This window comes from Desulfopila inferna, assembly GCF_016919005.1.
Taxonomy (GTDB): domain Bacteria; phylum Desulfobacterota; class Desulfobulbia; order Desulfobulbales; family Desulfocapsaceae; genus Desulfopila_A; species Desulfopila_A inferna.
This window is the reverse complement of the sequence record NZ_JAFFQE010000002.1, coordinates 654,316-673,605: the sequence shown is the minus strand read 5'-3', so window position 1 is coordinate 673,605 and position 19,290 is coordinate 654,316. Positions and strand designations below refer to the sequence as shown.

Genomic DNA, 19,290 nt, shown 5'->3' with positions numbered 1-19,290 from the left:
GATTTAGCGTAAGTTAACTATCGCCAAGAAGCATATACTCTTTGAGAAGCCGCGGTCGCGGCCCCTTCTCCTGCAGAAACTCCACGACCTCGCTCTGGGCATCAGCCATTCCCTTATCAAAGGCGGTGCACTGTTTCGCCACCTCCTGATAATTCTCGTCATCCTCGGAAAATGTCGCTGCCTGCTTTCTCGTGGTAAGCTTGCCTTGAACAAATTTCATGCCGCTGCCGGGAAACATGGACTCAAATATCGCTTCAGCGCTCTGTTTTTTGGTTATATCTTCGCTGAAAAGCTCGGAGAGGTATTCATCAACATAGCCGATGAGGTAACCGGCGACAAACATGCTGTTCAGCCTGTCGTTGAAAACCTGCTCGTCCACAACGGCACCGCTTTTGGCCTCATCCCGAGCGTCGCTGATCTGCTGGAAAAGCTCTTTGGCAATCTTATCAACCTGGCTGTCCGGCTGATCCTTCTCACTTGACTTAAAAATTGTAGTAAACATGGTTTTTCTGAAAGGTTTTATTGTACCCCAAAGGGCGGCAATAGCTATTTAAAGCAGAAACTCCCAATAATTGTATATAGATATACATATTGGGATCAATGTTCTGATAATGCTCTATGTTTATGGCTGGTCGAAAGGGGCGAATACGGCTAATGGCATCCTGGTAAACAAGGTAGCACTTAATTCAACGGGGCGCAACGGCTACCAGACCTTTTATTGTCTCCGAGAGAGGTTTTTTTCGTTTTTTTTTCAGGAAACCAAACCATAAAGCACTTCCGAGAATCGATGTGATCAAGGGCGATATTAGAGGAAATGGTGGTTTTTACAACCGCCTCACCCTCTGCCTGCAATAAGGTTTTTACTGAAATAACCGAGCCGCTCTTCACTGATAGCACCAAAATTAAATAGACACAGGAGCGCTTCTTTTGATAGGCTATTGTCTACTAACATACCATTCTTCTTATCCCTCTTTTTACCAAACCGTTGCAGAAAGATGACAATAATAATCCGATATATCCTAATAGTTTCAATCAGGAGAAAAGATGGAAAACTATGTCACAAAAGATGAATTGGATTTGCTCGTAAAAAAGATGCACAAGACAGAAATCCAGGCGCATATCAGCATCAATTTCGCCTTTATAGCATTAACCTTCTGCAAAAACACTGACGAAGTCCTCAGGGCCCTGGAAAGAGGATATGAAGCGGGACTGACGGAATTGACCTTTTCTCATGCAAGCGACGAAGATATCGAGTTCTTCAAAAATCAATATACATCGTATATAGAACAGGTCCGGCTTCTTTCGCGCTAAGCTGTGGTGGGCAATCCCATCTTCTTCGAAGACCCTCAGATAGTTGGTTAAATGGTTATTATATCTTTATTTTTTGTGTCTCCTTAGGAAGGAAAACTCGTTCAAGCAGTAGTTCCAAATAAGCCTCTAACACATTCATTCGCACGAGCCTACTGACGATGACTATTATTATCAATGGGATAGCAGGAGCAGTACGTGGAGAATTTGTTGCAACCGAAAGATGGCATAAACGGCCGCAAGCCGCGAGTAATCAATACAAAATCTTGTTTTTGATGGATGAAGAAAGATGTGAATGGGATATTGCCCGTTGGGGCAACTCAATTTAAAGGAGAAAACCACGCAAATGGTCGGGAAGAGAGGATTTGAACCTCCGACCCCAGCGTCCCGAACGCTGTGCTCTACCAGACTGAGCCACTTCCCGACCTATTATTCGCAAGTTGTTTTTGAAAAGGTTCAAGCTGTGCGCTCGAATTGAGAGGAAACCTTTTCTCGGCCTCCTAATTCAGCTTTCGATTTATACTGAAAAAGGTATCAACCGTCTGCTGAACCTACTGCGTCCAGCACGCATCAAAACATGCTTCAAAACTCTCCTGTTGTCAAGCAATTTTGTGATGAATGAACGGTGTTGTTGAAATGCTCGGAGGTCGGTTTGATGCAGCAATCTTCCAGCTCACTTGTGGCGGCGTGACTGCTCTTCGGTTTGATCCCGAAGAGCAGTGCTTCAGGGGATGAGGTGGAGAATTAAACTTCCTCTTGTTTCCTGTTTTTCAGTATCTTCTCCTTCCAGTCATCGAACTCCGGGAAGCGGTTCTGAAATTCCAGCCGGAACCTGCTCTTGAACCCGCCGGGCTTTTGCCTTTAGGATTCTTTAAAATCATCGCCGAGCATATGAAAAACAAACCAGGCTGCTGCTCCGGAGAGGATCAAAAGCACTACGCCGCTCGACTTTAAGGCAAAGGATAGGCTGTAGCCCGCGGAGAGACTGCCGATAAAGGGCCCGAGCAGGGCAAAGCCGAAACGGATTATCATATTGCGGATCGACAGGACCGTTGCCCGCGTCTCAGAGCGGCAATGGCTGTTGGTCAGATCCTTTAAGAGCGGTGTTGCATAACCCCGGATGGCATAAAATATCAACAGCACTATCACTGCCGGGATGAGCTGGACCATCCCCAGAGCAATATACGATGCCGGAATAAAGAGAACTATGCTAAGTATTGCCTGCCTTTTTCCCATTTTTTCAACAACCCTTGAGGCAAATGCCGCCACAACGGCCACGGTGAGATTCAAGGCAACCCATAACGGGGTAATCAGCTCCTCGGTTAGTCCCATATAGACGAAATAAACCTGAGCCGTCCAGGCCATGCAGAGCGTCGAGGTACCGATAATGGCGGAGAGCAGCAGGGTTGAGCTTAACTCTAAGTTGACGAACAGGCTTTCCCTGCACACCCTTAAAATATGCCTGATTCCCGGAGTCGAGGTTATTTTTTCCCGGGGCGGCTCTATCAGCATCAGGGAGGCGGGAATGGCAATTGCGGCAATTACCGCCTGGGAGGCATAGACAAAGCGGTAGCTGATCGCAGCGGCGAGCAGGCCGCCGCAGAGTGCCGCGGTGGTTTCCGCAAAATTTCCCAGCGAGGTGATCCTTCCCTCCAGCCGCAAATATCTATGTTCTTTTTTCATGGAGGCCAGGCTGTCGTAGAGCAGTGCCGAATCGGAGCCCGAAATAAAGCTGCCCCCCAGGCCAAGGGTGATTTCGGCCAGCAGAAAACCGGTGAAGTCGTGAGAAAGAGAATAGAGGACAAATCCCAGGGTTCCCAGGATGCTGCCCATTACCAGCGATTTTTTCCGCCCGATTATATCGGCCATGTAACCCGAGGGTATCTCGAGAACCGCGACGCTGACCGAATAGATCGCCTGGAGGAGATAGATGTCATAGGCATCAAGGCCGTTTTCCGTGTAATACAGGGCCACGATCGGCATGATCAGCATAAACCATTTGGATAGCTTGATCAGGTAAAGTCCATAGATATTTGTCTGCAGTGTTCGTTGCATTTCTTCCTTTTTTACTGAGCAGCAGTGAAATGACTATTTAAATTTTCGACACTGTGCTGTCAAGCTGTTATGCCGGGAGCTCTAAAAAAGTCGCAGGAAGGCTCCGGAATTTGAATATGTTGTTTTTGCCTCTTTCAGAACAGGGTCGGGTTTCAGTGGATTGCGGATCGGGGTCCGGAAAGACGGTAGTAGTTTTTTGCTGAATCTACATGCTTGGCTACATGAAGCCGGAAGGGTTTTATTGGTTGCCTGGAACGCAGAAATATGCAGCTCGCAGCACCGCTTATACCAGCTCGGAGAGGATTTGATTAGCCAAAGGTCTCCCCTTATCGGTCAGGCGAAAATGGGTATCGGTGTACTCTACATACCCTCCTTCAAGAAGCGGGGTGAGAATTTCACCATAATACTTCGGCAAATGAATGCCGTATCGCTCGAAAAGGGCCCTATATGAAACACCCTTGACCATCCGCAGGCCCATAACCACACTTTCCCGAAAAGACTCTTCAGGGGTCAATTTCTCGCTTTCCTCGGTGGTGGTCTCGCCGCTCTCCACCGCCTGGCAATAGCGTAGCGGCTGGGAAATATTTCTCGAGCGGCAGCCCTGCTGAAAACCGACGCTTCCCGCACCGACGGCAAGATATTCGAGATTATTCCAATAATTGATATTGTGACGGCATTCGAAACCGGGCATGGCAAAGTTGGAGATTTCATACTGTTCCAGCCCCGCCTCTTTACAGAGATCAAATGAAATTTCATCCATCAGCAGTACCTCGTCTTCTTCCGGCAGGCTCAGATTGCCCCGGCCATAACGCACGGCAAAGGGAGTATCCTCCTCGATGGTCAGCTGATAGAGGGAGACGTGGGGAAGGTTCAACGACAACGCGGTTTCTACGTTCCAGCGCCAGCGCTCCGGAGTCTGTCCGGGAACGCCGTACATCAAATCCAGGCTGATATTGGCAAAACCGGCCCCGGTTGCATCCCGTATACAGTCCCAGCTGTCCTGTGCGCTATGCAGACGCCCCAAAAGATTCAGCTCGCTGTCGATAAATGACTGTACTCCAATGGAAATCCTGTTTATGCCGGCCTGACGCAGCTGAAGAAGCTTCATAAAGTCCAGGGTCTTGGGATTGGCCTCCAGAGATATTTCCGCCCCGTCTCCTATACCCGGAAATTCCCGGCAGCAGGAAAGAATTTCGCCAATATGATCGACCGGCAAAAGTGAAGGAGTGCCGCCGCCGAAAAAGATGGTATCGAGGATGCCGGTCTTTTCGGAAAAAGAAAGATCGACTATCTCCTTTTTGACGGCTTTGACATAGCGTGAGAAAAGATGCTCCATGCCGGTAAAGGAACTAAAGGAACAATACTCGCACTTGGCCAGACAGAAGGGTATATGGATATATAAAGAGGCCATGATCAGTTCCTCCCCGCCGCGAGAGTTTCTTTGATGGTTTGATCGACATCCTCCCGAATGGTGGCCATAAGGCCTTTATCGGCAAAACTGTAGGAGCCGTCTCCGATGATGAAGTGATCAAGGAGAGTTATCTGCATCATCGAGCAAAGCAGGGAAAGCGTGCGGGTCAGATGCATGTCCTGGGGCGAGGGCTGCAGTGAGCCGGAAGGGTGATTGTGGGCAACGATAAGGGCGGCGGCGTTGACTTCCAGAGCCCGCTTGACTATCTCCCGCGGATAGATGGTATTGACGTTGACCGTCCCCTCGGCCATCACCTCTGTGGCGACAATGGCATGCGACGAGTCGAGGAAGATAACGGTCAGCACCTCGCGGGGCAACTCCCGCATGGAATGGAGCAGATAGTCCCGGACCTCTCCGGAGGAGTGCAGATATTTGCGGCCCTGCAGACGCTGCTGCAGATATCTTCTGGCGACCGCCTGAATGAAACGGACGGCAAAACTGTTTTTAGGGCCGATACCGGGAATTTTAAGAAGATCCTCCCCCGGCGCCTCCAAAACGGCGGCAAGGGTGCCGAACTCCTTCAGGGCCAGCCTGGCCGGAGATTTGCAGTCGGTTCGCGGGGTGCCGAAGGAGAGCAGCAGCTCCAGCACTTCGGCATCGCTGAAGCCCTCGGCGCCAATCTCCAGAAACTTTTCGCGCAGCCTGGCCCTGTGGCCGGCTCCCTTTTTCTGCCACTCTTCTTTCTTCAATGAAATTATTTCAGCCTTTCAACACCTTGTGAAAAAGCTCATTGGCCATTTTCGGATTGGCCTTCCCCTTGGTCTTTTTCATCAGCTGCCCGACGAAAAAGCCCATCACCTTGTCTTTCCCCTCCCGGAACTGCTGGGCCTGATCCGGGTTGGCGTCAACAATTTCCTGCACTATGGCAAGCAGTTCTCCCTCATCGGAGACCTGGACCAGGTTTTTCTCCTTGACCACCACTTGCGGATCTTTGCCGGTTTCCATCATCTCGCTGAACACCGTTTTGGCGATTTTACCGCTGATAGTGCCCTCTTCGACCATGGCGAGCAGTGCGCCCAGTTGTCCGGGGGCCACCGGGCAGACCGCGATATCTTCCCCCTTCAACTCGCGCAGGAGTTCGGTCATGATCCAGTTTGAAACTTTCTTCGGGCTGTTGCAGACCTGCACGGCCGTCTCGAAATAGTCGGCCAGCTCGCGGGATCCGGTAAGGATGGCGGCATCATATTCCGGTAGTTCATAGACGCTGACAAATCGCTGCTTGCGCTGATCGGGCAGCTCCGGCAAGGTGGCGCGCATCCTCTCGATCCAGTCTTCGTCGATTTCCACCGGGACCAGGTCGGGACAGGGAAAATATCTATAGTCGTGGGCCTCCTCCTTGCCCCGCATCGGCTCCGTCCGGTTTTTGTCGGGATTCCACAGCAGGGTCTCCTGGGCAACCTTTTCGCCGTCGAGGAGCAGATCGCGCTGGCGGCGGATTTCGTATTCCAGGGCACTTTCCACATTCCTGAAGGAGTTCATGTTCTTCAGTTCGGTCCGTGTGCCGAATTCTTTGCGCCCCATGGGCCGCAGCGAAATGTTGGCATCACAGCGGAAGCTTCCTTCCTGCATATTGCCGTCGCAGATATCCAGATAGCGCAGGATCGCCCGGATCTTTTTCAGGTAGGCGGCCGCCTCCTGCGGCGAACGCAGATCGGGCTCGGAGACGATTTCCAGGAGCGGGGTGCCGGTGCGGTTCAAATCGACATAGGAGAGCGGCTCATGCTCGTCATGGATCAATTTGCCGGCATCCTCCTCCATATGCATCCGGGTGATGCCGATCCGTTTTTTTTCACCGTCCACCTCTATCTCGACCACGCCATGCTCGACTATCGGCAGGTCGAACTGGGTTGTCTGATATCCTTTGGGCAGGTCGGGATAAAAATAGTTTTTCCTGGCAAACTGATTGTACAGGTTGATTTTTGAATCCGTAGCCAAACCCATCTTGATGGCAAAGTCGACGACCTTTTTATTGAGCACCGGGAGAACACCGGGCATTCCCAGGCAAACCGGACAGGTTTGGGTATTCGGCGGCGCTCCATAGGCCGTGGAGCAGCCGCAGAAGATCTTTGAATCCGTTTTGAGCTGGGCGTGTATCTCAAGTCCGATAACTGTTTCAAATTCCATGTTTCATCCTGTACTTTTTTCTCTGGCCCTGTTGTTCTAATAACACATTCAATGGGCGGTTCTCAACGAATTGCTCACCCAGGTCCGAACTTTTTCCCGCTCTTCCAGCCAGTCTTCGCTCACCCGCACCTTGAGGAAGAGATGAAAAAGTTTGTTGACAAGCTGGACGAGCTCCTCAAAAAGATAAATCCTTTCCAGAATCATGCCCTCGGTTTCCTCCGGATTGTTCGGAGCCCCCGCCTCCGTTCCTGCGGTCTTGGGGAGCTTGACGTTGCGAAATTCCATCATCGCCGCCGCCAGGGTAAAATTGTATTCCTGCTCCGCAGATACCAGCTGTATACGGGCCTGCTCCAGTTTCTTACCCATCTGCAGGCCGGTGCGCGCCTCCTGCAGCTCGGTCTGCAGTCCACTGCAAATAAGCTTCTCGTTGGTTTCGCCCTCCCCGTATTCGAGAAGCATATGCTTCTCGAAAGCCACGGTGATATCGCCATGCTCGGGCAGGAGGATGCTCCCTCCTCTTTCCTCGCTCTTCCACCACAACCAGGTGAGAAATTCCTGTCCAAGAAATCGTTTTTCCGCTATTAAATCTACTAAATCCATTATTTTTCACATTACCTTGATTAATGTTAAACCAGAATTTCCGGGCCAATGCCGGCAAGCCGGTATCCCTCTTCTTCAGTAAGAAGATGTTCGGCGGTAATATACGGAATCTGCTGCATGATCAAAAGGCCGAAGGTCTCCTTAAAGAAATCCTCGAGCTGGGCATGCACTTTTTTGTTGGTGGAGAAAAAGAGCAGGGTACCGTTGGAGAGATCCCAGCACAAATCAAATATTGAGGGAACCGGCACCGATCTGCGCATCAGTTCGGTGTTCATCCGCTCCTTGATCTCCATCTTCATGGCCTTGCCGATCTTGGGAAGCTGGCGTTCCTTCTTAATACGCTCCTCCTCCTTGGCACAAAATTTCTTCAGTATCGCCGGCGAAACCTTGCGCTCGTCCATTCTCAGGGTCAGCGTCACATAGTCGCCATTGGCATAGGAGGCGTATTCGAAATCGGAATCAAACATATTCATCACCGAAACCCAGCCGATCGAAAACTCGTCATAGGTATCGTCTATATCCTGGAAGGAGAAGGCCGCTACCCTCTCCGCTATGAAGTCCCAGACATTTTCCGGAAGTTCACCTTCGACGCTGAAACGGACAAAACTTGCCGAACCGTTAATAAAACCCATCTCCGTCCCTCATGGTCATCTGTTTATGAAAGACCACACTGCATAGTGGTCCGGGAAAATTGAAAACTGCATCCTATCATTAGAGAAACACTGCGACAACGTTTTTCCTTCTTTGAAAGACGCGTAAAAAGTTCGATCTCCCGCAGTCCCCGGAGGCCCAAGCATCTTGATGAACAATATAGTATTGAAAATACATAAAATTAAGCTCTCTGAAACACTAAGCTGACCTCTGCCGAAGAGACCATTATCTATCTTCTTTCTTTTGGCATAACCGCTTGACTATGATTTGTGCGAGTGATAAAAATTATAAAGGTGTTTTTTTTCGCTTGACAGTTTTTCGACATATTTGTATATAGCATTCCCTCATGGGTCGTTAACTCAGTCGGTAGAGTATCTGCCTTTTAAGCAGAGAGTCGTTGGTTCGAGTCCAACACGACCCACCAGAAAAAGATCCCGGTCCCCATCGTCTAGTCAGGTCCAGGACACCGGCCTTTCACGCCGGCAACAGGGGTTCAAATCCCCTTGGGGACGCCAGTATATACAGGCACTTAACGGTTTTCGTTAAGTGCCTGTTTTGCTTTGAGGGGCCATGAGGGCCTCATGTATTCTTCTGAAAGAAGGAAGTCAAACAATCTGTAACGTCCTCAAATATTTCTGTTCTTTCCTCAATGCGGTCTGTTTTGCAGCACAGCGTTCTCCCATCCGACAACATCACAGCCACTCAACCTGTCATTGCATGGACAAACAATATCCTGTATGAATCATCAGAATGGATGTCCCATATATGCAGTCAGCGAAGGAGCGCTTCTTAAGATAAGACATCGTTTGTTATGAATTTCCAACACATTAACAAAAAATGAAAATACAGTTTTTGGTCCAAGGATCAACCGAAATGCCCTACCTGGTCGAATTTATAAGAAATTCCGATTCAACTATTGCAACACACTGCACCTGTCCCACCAGCCAGAACGGACAATATTGCCACCATAGATTCAACATCATTGAGGGAAAGACAGCAGACATTGTCAGTGAAAACCTTGATGAGGTGGAAACCGTGCAATCATGGATACCCGGTTCTGAAATCGAAACGGCAATGGTAGAAGTACAAAGGCTGGACGATGAAATAGCAAAAGCAAAAGAACTGCTTGCAGCAGTGAAAAATGAAGCTACAAGGGCAATGATGAATTAAAATTCATACTCACGATTTGGTCGGTTTCGCGATACGTTTCGTATGACCAGAAGGGAAAAAATTATCTTCCCGTTTACCGGAATACACCCATAGTGACTGCAATGATCAAAAAAACCATTCTTTTACTGGCCCTGGCGATTACTTTTATTTACAGCGGCGTCAGCGAGGCCGCACTGCAGACAGTGACCCTGCCGATCACCATTGATTATCCATTGCTCCGCAAGCTCCTGGTAAATCATGCCTTTCAGGAAAACAACGAATCCGCCACCCTTATCAATGAAGGAAACGGCTGCATCTATCTTGCTTTATCTGCCCCCCAGGTTTCCGAGGAAAACGGCAGAATCAAGCTGGATATACAGGTGAACGCCAGGGCAGGCACTCCTCTTGGAGGCAGATGCTTTACGCCGCTGGAATGGCAGGGTCATCTTGTTCTCTATGAGCAGCCTTTCCTTAGCCCGGACACCTGGCAATTGTCTTTTACCACCGTGGGATCACGGTTGCTAGGGGCAGACCGGCAGCCGGCCCGGATTACGGATGTGCTCTGGGATCTTATTAAACCCCATATCTGGTCCTATATCTCCGGGATACGCATAAATCTTATGCCGCCCGTCGCCGATGTGAAAAACTTTCTTCTGCCTCTCTTCCCGCAGGAAAAGCGGAGACAGGCCGAGGGTATGCTGGCTTCAATGCGTCCGGGAAAGATCGAGGTACAGGCGGCTTCAATGCATCTGCCGATCCTTACGGATGTGGCCTCTATTTACGACCCGGATGAGAAACAGGAACAGGCCCGTTTGGAAAATGAAGAACTCGAGAGAACGGTTGCTCTCTGGGAAGAATGGGATGGACTTCTGGTATATCTGATAACCACTCTTTCGCAAAACGTACTGACACTGGAAGAAAAACGGATACTGACCAATGTTCTGCTGGACACCCGCTATCGTTTCGTCACTGAGCTGTCCGATAGAACCATTCCCCATGATATTGTCCGGCAGCAGTTTGTCAGTGTTTGGCAGCAGCTTTCGCCTCTTTTCAGAAAGCATGTTCTGGGCCACACCGAAGTATCGAAGGCCCTGGGTTATCTCGCCTTTGTTGCATCCGCCGATGCCCTGCTGATCTTCGACCGTATTGGGCCGACAATGGGCCTTGAAATCAGCACGCCCGGACTGGTCAGACTGGTTGGGATGCTGCACGCCGATCCGGCACTGCTCCACTACCAATCGGAAATAAATCCCGATCTTCAAAAACTGTTTCAACTTGGACCGCAGGACGCCTCGCCAAAGCCTCCTGAAGAAAAAAAAAGCAGTTCCATGCTCCACCGGATTTTTGAGGCTTTTGGTATTTCCGCCGCTTACGCGGCTCAACCTCTGCCGTCATTCAAGGATATCATGCAATGGAAGGTCCCTGAATCCGATGTCGGCGATTACCTCAAGCGTGTCGAAAATGTGCTGGTTTCCTCCTCCGAATCCGTAATTGCACAGGGCAAGGTGCCCGAGGACAACCAGGCAATGTTCCGTAATCTTATACCCGCCATGGCCTGGCAGGAGAGCTGCTTTCGCCAGTTTGTGGTCAAGGGAGATCAGCTCACCTACCTGCTCTCCTATAACCAGAGTTCAGTCGGGGTGATGCAGATTAACGAACGGGTGTGGCGCGGCCTCTACGAGCAGAATCGGCTGCGCTGGGATATCAGCTATAATGCCATTGCCGGAAGTGAAATCGCCGCGCATTATCTGACCAAATATGCCTTGCGGGACCCTGAGGCCGGCCGGACACTCGACGATAACACCCTGGCCCGGCTGGTCTACGCCATGTATAACGGCGGCCCTTCGCAACACGGCAAGTTCCTCAAGCGTCTGGAAACCGAGAAGCTGTATGACAGCGATCTACTCTTCTGGGAAAAATACAGCTGGGTACTTGCGGGAGAAATCAACAAGGTAAGTAAATGTCTTATCGGCAGGTGAAGGTTCGATTCGTCGGCAAGGCGAAAAATTAAATTGGCTACTTCACATTTTCTCACCTTGCCTGCAACCTTTTACTGGATTTCGGTGAAAATGTGATACATAATAAAGACAGGAGTCCTCGTCAGTGGCTTAGATCTGTGAGACACTCTTTCTATTTCACAACTGGTCCTTAAAACCATGAACCACCGAGAGGGCTCCTATTTTGATGCCGCCCTCTACTGTTCATTTGTTCAGTCCATTTCGTCTAAGCAACTCCCTCCCGCCCCGGCCAAAATTCACCGCTATTACTCACCTATAATCTTCACCAGCACCCTCTTTTTACGGCGACCGTCGAACTCTCCGTAAAAAATCCTTTCCCAGGTACCGAAGTCAAGCTGCCCCTCGGTTACGGCAACGACAACCTCCCGGCCCATTATCTGCCGCTTCATATGGGCATCGGCGTTATCTTCGTAACCGTTATGGCGATATTGATCCACAGGGGCATGCGGCGCGAGTTTCTCCAGCCACATCTCATAGTCGTGGTGCAGGCCGGATTCATCGTCATTTATAAAAACACTGGCGGTGATGTGCATGGCGTTGACCAGCACCAGGCCTTCCTGGATACCGCTCTTTCGCAGGCATTCATCGACAGTGGAGGTGATATTTATGAAGCCGCGCCTTGAAGGGACTTCAAACCATAATTCCTTTCTGTAGCTCTTCATTTTCACTCCTTATCTTTCTTTACGTTTTTCAAACACGATATTGTCTCTAAAACCTGGAATAGCATATATCATCATTTTACAAAATAGCCAATCATCGTGAGTACCGTCGCCTGGCTGCAGGATCTTGATCTCTTTCGAAAATCAACTCTGCATCACGTTTTTCGTATTTTAGGGTTTTTCTCACAGGTCCCATGAGAGTTTGGGTATTTGTTAAGGCGTTATTTTGGTGGAACATTCAGGTGAGGCTCAGTTTGCTTGAACAGCATTTGCTGTTTTAAAAGTGGATGCTCTGCCTTTTATCAGATTGGTAGTGATATAATTTAAATAGCGTTCACAGGCCGAAACATTTGCGGAATAAGCAAAAGCTAAAAACAACCAAAGGCAGGCATCTCACCCGCCTTTGCCCGGGAATTGCGGAACCAAACGGTCACCTTGGCAGGTAGCCGTCCGAGAGAGTCATCATAAAAGCGACGATGGCATCCTCTTCTTCATCGGTTAAACCCAGATCTCCAAGTTCATCGGAGTTGATATTCTCGGCGACCTCAGGAGGCGGCCAATCTTTTACATCTCTTGTATTGTAAAAATGAACAACATCCTTCAATGACTTGAATACACCGTTGTGCGTATAGGCTTTCGGAAAGTTTTTGCCATTAGCTTTCCCGACATTCCGCAGGGTCGGCACCTTGTGCTTGCCCATATTTTCCTCGGCCATATCGGCCCATTCAGGACGAGTTTGCAGAAATCCACCGAGGCCAGGGTCGATCCAGTCCTGCCCCAATGGATTGATTGGGCTTCCATCATCCAGATAACCTCATCCATAGGAAATTTGACCACGCAACGAAACCTGTCGTAAAGATGGAAAGTATCACAATCATCGACTTTGCAGGTATTCTCATATTCGCCTCCTTTTCTTCTCTCTCGCTGAAGGCATGCGTCGGCATTCCTCTTGTCATCGAATGCTTACGCCTAGCTGGTATGTGCGAGCCCGGCGTCGAACGGTGAGATCCAGGCTGCTTTCACCCTGGATTGCTTGAACGATATCCCTGAGTCCCTCTTTCCCGCTTACTCCCCTGCCGTTCACCTGCAACACCAGATCACCACCATGGAGACCCAGATCTTCAAAAACGCTGCCGGTTTCGATGGAGCTGATCCTGAAGCCTTTTTTATGGTTCAAGAGCCTTCCTTCTGCAATTTCCACCGCTTTCACCACCTCTTCAGGATTGCTCAGGGCAGAGGCTGCCTTTTGCCGGCTGAGGGTGTAGTGCAGATACCGCTCCCCTCTCCTTACCGCCGCCGGTGAGCTTGATGCCGGTTGAGGCGAAGGTATCTGCAAAGCCCTGGCCGCAGGCGAGGGAGAGCGGCCAAGCTTCATCGCGCCCTCCCCCCCTGCGCTGGTGTATGTTATGCCATCGGGCAAAATCTCCCTGATAGTCATCCCATCATAGGTACTGCCTTCATGGAAAAGAAATTGCCTTCCGTTGCGTTTATCTGCAAGGATGGCCACATTATCTGCCGAATTTCGGGATACCGCTGTTCCGATCAAGGTTATCGATCTCTCCGCAGCAGGAAATATAGAGGAGTACCGCCTTTCATTTGCAACTGCCGAGCCTCTCTCACTGGCCGGCAGTACATTGCCCAAGGAAAAAAACAGAAACAATGTGATCAACAGGGAAGCCTGCAAGGCTGTCAGCTTGAAAGACATGATGACACCTCATGTTGCTTGACAGATGGTTGAGTCGAGCATGTTTCGGTATTTCGAGGAAACAGCCGACCTTCCGCTACGCACCAGGTCCAACGTGCAGCGCACGCATCATTTCATGATCTTCATGGGAAAGAATATGGCAGTGCCAGACGTAACGTCCGGGCTTGTCGAACGTGGCTTTGATCCTCGTGATCTGCCCGGGCAGCGCCGTCACCATATCCTTGGGTGCGTTTTCCACAATTTCTACTGGTTTATCAACCGCAGGCCCATACGCATCTCCAGGTGACGGTGGATGGATGATTCGAAAACCTATGCCGTACGTGTCCATATTCCCAGCCACGGAGTTGTGCTGAACGGCAGGTTGGGTAACCAGATATATACCGTCATTCGCTGGACTTGATCCTTCGGGAATGAATCCATCTTCATCACTGTTGCTGTCCCAGCTGATCTCCTGCCTGTCAAGCACCTCGAAATGCACAAGGTGCAGATGGATCGGGTGGGCATCTCCGGTGACATTCCAGATCTCCCACTCTTCCGTCGAATTCAGCGCGGGGTTTTCCGTGGTTGGGCTGTGCCAGCCGATGGATCCTTCCATTTGCCCTGTCAATCCAATGTCGGGGTCGGAATATACCGGAGTATCCGGCCAGTTGATGGGATATCCCTGGTAATCGGTGGCCGGTTCCGCCGTCCCCAGCAGCGGCTGCAGTCTATCGAATTCATCCCTGCCCTCGAAAAGAGCCACCTTGCGGGTCCTGGTCGGGCTGCCCACAGAAGGCCCAAATCCTATGCCATTTGGACTGGCATCAGGCACAGAGGTATCCAACGGCAACACGACATCGAAGGCCATAATGCGGTCGGTGTACTCGAAGAGCATTGGACCGGGTATCGCGCCGCCAAAAGGCTCGTCGCCGGCGATATTCTTCATAATAACGCGACTGCCGGGAGTAACTGCCGCGAAATTGACAATGATGTCATAGCGCGCCCCCGGTTCGAACAGCAGGGTTTCGACGGTTGTCGGGCTGGAGGCCAGCCCCTGGTCGCTGCCGATGACGGTGAACTCCAGTGGACCTGCCGCGGTTGCAAAATCGGTTGCCGCAGCTGGCACCTCAAAAAACTGCACGGCCATGAAGCGGCTGTCGCAGCCATTCAGTAAGCGCATGCGATAATTACGCGGCTCCACGTTTTCCTTGGGCCAGATCTTGCCGTTGACAACCATATGGTCACCGAAAAATTCAGCCAGAGCCGTCGGACCACCATTGGGAAATAGAGCCGGCGGCAGTATCGCTCCTTCTGCGGTGATGAAGTCGTCATAAAAGGGTTCTCCCGGATAGGCAGGATAGAAAAGCTCGCCGGTGGCATAGAACATCCTGTCCTGAATGGCGTAGGCAAGCTCGTAGGGATAGGCTGGCAGGCTCAAAGGATTACTGGGCAGGCCGGTGTCGTATTCGTCCCTGATGAAGTAAAATCCCGCCAGACCCGCATAGACGTTGAGCCTGGTTATTCCCAGAGCGTGGTCATGATACCACAGATTGCCCGCGGGCTGATCATTGTGGTAGATAAACTTCTTCTCCTCCCAGCGCGGTCCCTGGACCGAAGCCGGGCCGAAGAAAAATTCGGGATTACCGTCAAACGGATAATCGCTGTGACCGCCGTGCAGGTGAGGGACGATCGGAACGCCGGCGCTGGCGATGGTATACTCCTCATAGCCGTGCAGGCTATAGCACCAATGCAGGTTGGTGTCCACCGGCAGCAGATGCGGCAGGAAGCCGCCGGGGCCGATGAGCTTGTTTTCCCACTTCACTTCGATGGGAACGCCGCTCTGCACCTCAAAGGTGCGCCCCGGCCAGTCGACTCCTCTTCCATTTCTGCCATATCCCCACACGGGGGTAGCCACGCGGTTGCCTTGTGCAGTGCGCAATCCGGTAAACTGCGCCCCCTGCTCGATGGTGATTTTATATTTCCCCCTGTTGACGTTCTGCGCTGGAAACTTAAAGCTTGGATGGAGTGCATTCGGCGCCAGTTCGACGAATTTTTCTTGCAGCACGGGATCGCTCAATCCCAATGCCGCAGAAGTTGCAAATGCATTTTTCGGCAGGAGGCGCCAGGGAACCATCAAACCCAGACCGGCGATCACCCCGCTTTGCAAAACCCTTCTTCTGGTCAGTGAATATTCCACTATGCCTTTACTCATAATCTAACCCCCTATGCTTGATGTTTCGGCGGTCCGCCTTCATCGGTCTTTTGCTTGTGGATTGTGATGAGGCAGCTGCGGCCTTGTTGATGTTCACGACCAAAAAAAAATCGAATTCGCTGATGGCCGGACAAACAGCGCCAGCTGTCAGTGACATTGAGAGTTGCCAATGGAGTAATAATTCTTTTTTGAGAGAATCATGCCCTCTTATGAACGCATAAAGAAAGGGTTTAAAAAGGGATTTCAAGATAAAAATTTAGCCAACTGAAGGCTTCGAAAAGCGGCGAGCGGTTACAGCATTGAAGAACTGAAATCCTGAGATCGATGAACCTGCAGGGTACTTGAAGTGCTGTGGTCGATGATTTCGGACAGCACGCGATGATATCTTCAATTTCATCACGAATCAGACGAAAAGGCAAGCTCAGAGAGTCATCCGAAGTTGATAAATATATTCTTCATATATGGATTTATTGGGAAAATCAGCAGTGATTTTTTTGCCGAGGGTCTAATCAGAGGAAGGAAGAAAATCTGATGCTATCACGGTTTGTTTCGGGGAGGCCGGGGCACACCCGTGTTGCAGTTATGATTTCATGGCGTTAACTTGCATAAAGCCGCAAGCGGGCAACTGCGCTGAACATAACAAGATTGCCCAGCAATCCGCCAACTATCCAGACCAGCGAGCTGAGAATAAAAGCTTCGGAACCCAGCGTCACCAAGACGAGATAGGCCAGCAGTGTGTAAAGTATAAAGTAGGGATACTTCTGTCGGCCAAAAGTGCGGATTGCGGCACGCGGCAAAACCAACCCTCCAAGCACGGCGCCGAAACCAACAAAAATCAACCCACAGAGCAGATAAAAAACCGGCGGTGTGGTGGCCGAGTGCAGTGCGTGCAAAAATTCATTGTGCGTGCCGAAGCCCAAACCGAATTGCGGACAGAGGGTCAGCGTCAACAGCCCTGCTGCCACTTCAACCAGGGTCAATTTACCCCAGGTTTTCCACCATACTGGACGCAGGTCACGCGTCACCCGCCAAACAATCACCTCATCCAGCACCGCGGCGGGTGCCAATGGCTTTGCGGCAACAAATTCGGCAAACTCCTGCTCCATCTGTTGTTCATTCTTGTATTGAGTCACGTCGCTTCTCCTTGCGGGTCAGTATTTTGCGCAGTTTACGGATCGCCCGACTGATAACCTGTCTAGCGTTCTCCTCCGAAATCACCAGCCGTTCACCAATCTCGGCAAAGCTCATTTCCTGCTGAAAGCGCAAATCCAGCGCTTGGCGCTGGTTTGTGTTTAAGCGGTCTAGATTAGCACTGGAAATATCGGCTGGGGACTCAGCTGCCAGCGGCGCGGCATAGGCTTCCAGAGGTTTTCCAGAACTGGTGATATGCACTTGATAGCTGTTTCGCCGGCGGATATGATCAATCATGGCATTACGCGTTATAGTGAAAATCCAGGGGAGAAAAGGGATCTCAGTCCGGTATTTGCCTCTGGCGACATGCAATTTGGTAAAAACCGCCTGAAACACCTCTTCAGCTTCAGTCTGATCCTTTAATTTCGACATTAGGAAGCCGAAGATACGGCTTTTATGGCGTCGATATAACACCTCAAAAGCCTCCATGTCGTCAGTCGCGTAGGCCAGCATCAATTCCTCGTCGGTCAAATGGTGATCTCCTTTTTCTCTCATTGTCTAATATATATAACGCCGCAGCGCAGAAATTTGTGACACTTTTTAGATGATTTTTTCATACTGAAATGAATACATGAAAATTAGAGCAGTAGCAAGCATACGGCCTCCGGGATTGACATCTTCATATTATCCAGGTACGCGTTTGGGGGATGATCTTTTTTTGTCACAAAAGCCGAATCTTCACGTTCTAGTGAGTAAGCAGTTTCAATAACTCACAACAAAGGAGAAAAAAATGAACGTTTCATCAAAAGGATTTAAGGGCTATGCAGGGATGGCATTATTGTTGATGGCAATTCTGGCGATGCCGGGCAGAGTGTTGGCCCACTGTGACACTCTGGACGGCCCGGTGGTCGAAACTGCACGGACTGCGCTCGACAAAGGGGATGTGACCAGCCTGTTGAAATGGGTGAAGCCCGATCAGGAAGAGGTAATCAAAACCGCCTTCACAGAAACCCTGACGATGCGGGAAATGGGACCCGAAGCCAAAGACTTTGCCGATCGGTATTTCTTCGAAACGCTGGTGCGCATTCATCGCGCTGGCGAAGGGGCTCCGTACACCGGTTTAAAGCCGGGAACCGCTGTCGATCCGGCAGTGGCTCTTGCGGATCAGGCATTGGTAAATGGTTCTGTCGACAAACTGGTGAATGTGTTGAGCAACGCCATGGCCAACGAGATTCGTGTGCGTTTTGCCGAGGCATACGAAAAGCAGAAACATGCTGATGCCAGCGTTGACGAGGGCCGTGAATTTGTGGAATCCTATGTTGTGTTCACCCATTTTGTGGAAGGGCTGCACGGCCTGATCAAGGCAGACGCCGGTCATCATGGCAAAGACGCAGCCGGCCCAAAGAGCAAGCATGAACATTAATCCTCCGAGATGCAGCCGCAATTGTCTGCAGTCTGATGGCCACCCGAGCCTTTGACGACAAGTTTTGAAAAACACTGGGACCACATTCTTCGAAAACTGAAAATGTTCAACACCAGCAGGAAAATAAGAGGGGAAACAAAATTTTGAGAAAAAATCCGCATAAACTGGTCACCGATCTACATAACGAACGACTGGATCTTGTGGTTCAGACATTGCTGAAGAGCGAAGCTGAGAGTGTGCTCGATCTTGGCTGTGGAGCCGGTGAACTACTGGTTCGCCTGATGAACGAAAAACAATTCAGGAAAATAGTTGGTATCGACACCTCAAAGGAGGCACTGGCCGGGGCAAGATCCATGTTTTCTCAACCTGACGTGTATGTTGATAAGCGCCTCTCTATTTTTCAGGCTTCTTACACTTCTTTTGACGAAGACATGGCTGGTTTCGATGCTGCCGTGATGGTGGAAACCATTGAACATCTTGAACCCCAGCGTTTGTCCGCCGTTGAGAAGGTTGTCTTTTCCTGCTGCAGGCCGAAAACGGTAATCATTACCACCCCAAATCAAGAGTATAATGTGCTGCATGGCGTCCCCGAGGGTGAGTTCAGACACCCAGGGCATCTCTTTGAATGGTCCCGGGCAAAATTCAGAAACTGGGCGGAGGGCGTAGCCGGACGCAAAGGCTACCACACCAGTTTCGACGATATCGGGCCTTTTAATCCGGTATTCGGCAGCTCGTCCCAGATGGTGACATTTACAAGGTCATGACGATATTTTGTGCGGGCAAGCATGTATTCTGCGCAGTTGTC

The 19,290-nt window shown here is 50.4% G+C and carries 18 protein-coding genes, 3 tRNA genes and 1 pseudogene; 8 read left to right on the top strand and 14 right to left on the bottom strand.

The window, feature by feature from the left end; genetic code table 11:
* Positions 1–13: 13 nt before the first annotated feature.
* A complete protein-coding gene (locus JWG88_RS06985; RefSeq protein WP_205232986.1) occupies positions 14–502 on the bottom strand; it encodes a hypothetical protein in 489 nt (162 codons plus the stop codon).
* 542 nt (positions 503–1,044) lie between these two features.
* On the opposite strand from JWG88_RS06985, the gene JWG88_RS06980 reads away from it, so the two are divergent.
* Positions 1,045–1,311, top strand: coding sequence for a hypothetical protein (locus JWG88_RS06980; RefSeq protein ID WP_205232985.1), 267 nt, complete (start codon positions 1,045–1,047; stop codon positions 1,309–1,311).
* Positions 1,312–1,655: 344 nt separating this feature from the next.
* Here the strand turns inward: JWG88_RS06980 and JWG88_RS06975 are convergent.
* From JWG88_RS06975 to rdgC, 7 genes are all read right to left on the bottom strand, one after another.
* Positions 1,656–1,732 (bottom strand) — tRNA-Pro (locus JWG88_RS06975).
* A gap of 437 nt (positions 1,733–2,169) precedes the next feature.
* On the bottom strand, positions 2,170–3,363 hold the full coding sequence (locus tag JWG88_RS06970; RefSeq protein WP_205232984.1) for an MFS transporter: 1,194 nt from the start codon (positions 3,361–3,363) through the stop codon (positions 2,170–2,172).
* A gap of 283 nt (positions 3,364–3,646) precedes the next feature.
* Complete coding sequence (gene hemW, locus JWG88_RS06965) at positions 3,647–4,774, bottom strand: radical SAM family heme chaperone HemW (protein ID WP_205232983.1); 1,128 nt, start codon at positions 4,772–4,774, stop codon at positions 3,647–3,649.
* A 2-nt stretch (positions 4,775–4,776) separates the two neighbouring features.
* Positions 4,777–5,523, bottom strand: a complete 747-nt coding sequence (gene radC / locus JWG88_RS06960) for a RadC family protein (protein WP_205232982.1) — start codon at positions 5,521–5,523, stop codon at positions 4,777–4,779.
* A gap of 10 nt (positions 5,524–5,533) precedes the next feature.
* On the bottom strand, positions 5,534–6,958 hold the full coding sequence (gene gatB / locus JWG88_RS06955) for an Asp-tRNA(Asn)/Glu-tRNA(Gln) amidotransferase subunit GatB (RefSeq protein ID WP_205232981.1): 1,425 nt from the start codon (positions 6,956–6,958) through the stop codon (positions 5,534–5,536).
* Between the two features lie 48 nt (positions 6,959–7,006).
* On the bottom strand, positions 7,007–7,558 hold the full coding sequence (locus JWG88_RS06950) for a hypothetical protein (RefSeq protein ID WP_205232980.1): 552 nt from the start codon (positions 7,556–7,558) through the stop codon (positions 7,007–7,009).
* 26 nt (positions 7,559–7,584) lie between these two features.
* Positions 7,585–8,190 carry a recombination-associated protein RdgC gene (gene rdgC, locus JWG88_RS06945; protein ID WP_205232979.1) on the bottom strand — a complete coding sequence of 202 codons (606 nt, stop codon included), beginning with the start codon at positions 8,188–8,190 and terminating at the stop codon, positions 7,585–7,587.
* 367 nt (positions 8,191–8,557) lie between these two features.
* On the opposite strand from rdgC, the gene JWG88_RS06940 reads away from it, so the two are divergent.
* From JWG88_RS06940 to JWG88_RS06925, 4 genes are all read left to right on the top strand, one after another.
* A tRNA-Lys gene (locus JWG88_RS06940) sits at positions 8,558–8,633 on the top strand.
* Between the two features lie 13 nt (positions 8,634–8,646).
* A tRNA-Glu gene (locus JWG88_RS06935) sits at positions 8,647–8,724 on the top strand.
* Between the two features lie 358 nt (positions 8,725–9,082).
* Positions 9,083–9,379, top strand: a complete 297-nt coding sequence (locus JWG88_RS06930; RefSeq protein WP_205232978.1) for a hypothetical protein — start codon at positions 9,083–9,085, stop codon at positions 9,377–9,379.
* Between the two features lie 101 nt (positions 9,380–9,480).
* Positions 9,481–11,337, top strand: a complete 1,857-nt coding sequence (locus tag JWG88_RS06925) for a lytic transglycosylase domain-containing protein (RefSeq protein ID WP_205232977.1) — start codon at positions 9,481–9,483, stop codon at positions 11,335–11,337.
* A 284-nt stretch (positions 11,338–11,621) separates the two neighbouring features.
* Here JWG88_RS06925 and JWG88_RS06920 read toward each other — a convergent pair whose 3' ends face one another.
* The 3 genes and pseudogenes from JWG88_RS06920 to JWG88_RS06910 all read right to left on the bottom strand — a co-directional run bounded on the left by JWG88_RS06920 (position 11,622) and on the right by JWG88_RS06910 (position 13,542).
* A complete protein-coding gene (locus JWG88_RS06920; RefSeq protein WP_205232976.1) occupies positions 11,622–12,038 on the bottom strand; it encodes a secondary thiamine-phosphate synthase enzyme YjbQ in 417 nt (138 codons plus the stop codon).
* Positions 12,039–12,465: 427 nt separating this feature from the next.
* Positions 12,466–12,822: pseudogene (locus tag JWG88_RS06915) on the bottom strand (cytochrome C); the annotation flags it as partial.
* 165 nt (positions 12,823–12,987) lie between these two features.
* Positions 12,988–13,542 (bottom strand): PDZ domain-containing protein, encoded by a 555-nt coding sequence (locus JWG88_RS06910; RefSeq protein WP_205232974.1) that lies wholly within the window; start codon positions 13,540–13,542, stop codon positions 12,988–12,990.
* On the opposite strand from JWG88_RS06910, the gene JWG88_RS06905 reads away from it, so the two are divergent.
* Positions 13,535–13,762 (top strand): hypothetical protein, encoded by a 228-nt coding sequence (locus JWG88_RS06905; RefSeq protein ID WP_205232973.1) that lies wholly within the window; start codon positions 13,535–13,537, stop codon positions 13,760–13,762. The genes JWG88_RS06910 and JWG88_RS06905 overlap by 8 nt on opposite strands.
* Before the next feature lie 54 nt (positions 13,763–13,816).
* Here the strand turns inward: JWG88_RS06905 and JWG88_RS06900 are convergent, their stop codons facing one another.
* The 3 genes from JWG88_RS06900 to JWG88_RS06890 form a co-directional block, all read right to left on the bottom strand.
* Positions 13,817–15,931, bottom strand: a complete 2,115-nt coding sequence (locus JWG88_RS06900) for a multicopper oxidase family protein (RefSeq protein WP_205232972.1) — start codon at positions 15,929–15,931, stop codon at positions 13,817–13,819.
* 596 nt (positions 15,932–16,527) lie between these two features.
* Positions 16,528–17,064 carry a hypothetical protein gene (locus JWG88_RS06895; protein WP_205232971.1) on the bottom strand — a complete coding sequence of 179 codons (537 nt, stop codon included), beginning with the start codon at positions 17,062–17,064 and terminating at the stop codon, positions 16,528–16,530.
* Positions 17,045–17,593 carry an RNA polymerase sigma factor gene (locus tag JWG88_RS06890; RefSeq protein ID WP_205232970.1) on the bottom strand — a complete coding sequence of 183 codons (549 nt, stop codon included), beginning with the start codon at positions 17,591–17,593 and terminating at the stop codon, positions 17,045–17,047. Before JWG88_RS06890 ends, JWG88_RS06895 begins: the two co-directional genes overlap by 20 nt.
* Positions 17,594–17,852: 259 nt before the next feature.
* Between JWG88_RS06890 and JWG88_RS06885 the strand changes: the two genes are divergently transcribed.
* Positions 17,853–18,485 carry a DUF6448 family protein gene (locus JWG88_RS06885; RefSeq protein WP_205232969.1) on the top strand — a complete coding sequence of 211 codons (633 nt, stop codon included), beginning with the start codon at positions 17,853–17,855 and terminating at the stop codon, positions 18,483–18,485.
* A gap of 143 nt (positions 18,486–18,628) precedes the next feature.
* Positions 18,629–19,249: a methyltransferase domain-containing protein gene (locus JWG88_RS06880; RefSeq protein WP_205232968.1), complete on the top strand. Its 621-nt coding sequence runs from the start codon at positions 18,629–18,631 to the stop codon at positions 19,247–19,249.
* Positions 19,250–19,290: the final 41 nt, after the last annotated feature.

What these genes read in the sequence shown, in the direction of transcription:
- hemW (WP_205232983.1), bottom strand. Translation starts at nt 4,774, where the DNA reads ATGGCCTCTTTATATATCCATATACCCTTCTGTCTGGCCAAGTGCGAG.
- JWG88_RS06980 (WP_205232985.1), top strand. Translation starts at nt 1,045, where the DNA reads ATGGAAAACTATGTCACAAAAGATGAATTGGATTTGCTCGTAAAAAAG.
- JWG88_RS06930 (WP_205232978.1), top strand. Translation starts at nt 9,083, where the DNA reads ATGCCCTACCTGGTCGAATTTATAAGAAATTCCGATTCAACTATTGCA.
- JWG88_RS06950 (WP_205232980.1), bottom strand. Translation starts at nt 7,558, where the DNA reads ATGGATTTAGTAGATTTAATAGCGGAAAAACGATTTCTTGGACAGGAA.
- gatB (WP_205232981.1), bottom strand. Translation starts at nt 6,958, where the DNA reads ATGGAATTTGAAACAGTTATCGGACTTGAGATACACGCCCAGCTCAAA.
- JWG88_RS06970 (WP_205232984.1), bottom strand. Translation starts at nt 3,363, where the DNA reads ATGCAACGAACACTGCAGACAAATATCTATGGACTTTACCTGATCAAG.
- JWG88_RS06920 (WP_205232976.1), bottom strand. Translation starts at nt 12,038, where the DNA reads ATGAAGAGCTACAGAAAGGAATTATGGTTTGAAGTCCCTTCAAGGCGC.
- JWG88_RS06905 (WP_205232973.1), top strand. Translation starts at nt 13,535, where the DNA reads ATGGCCACATTATCTGCCGAATTTCGGGATACCGCTGTTCCGATCAAG.
- JWG88_RS06885 (WP_205232969.1), top strand. Translation starts at nt 17,853, where the DNA reads ATGAACGTTTCATCAAAAGGATTTAAGGGCTATGCAGGGATGGCATTA.
- JWG88_RS06985 (WP_205232986.1), bottom strand. Translation starts at nt 502, where the DNA reads ATGTTTACTACAATTTTTAAGTCAAGTGAGAAGGATCAGCCGGACAGC.
- JWG88_RS06900 (WP_205232972.1), bottom strand. Translation starts at nt 15,931, where the DNA reads ATGAGTAAAGGCATAGTGGAATATTCACTGACCAGAAGAAGGGTTTTG.
- JWG88_RS06925 (WP_205232977.1), top strand. Translation starts at nt 9,481, where the DNA reads ATGATCAAAAAAACCATTCTTTTACTGGCCCTGGCGATTACTTTTATT.
- rdgC (WP_205232979.1), bottom strand. Translation starts at nt 8,190, where the DNA reads ATGGGTTTTATTAACGGTTCGGCAAGTTTTGTCCGTTTCAGCGTCGAA.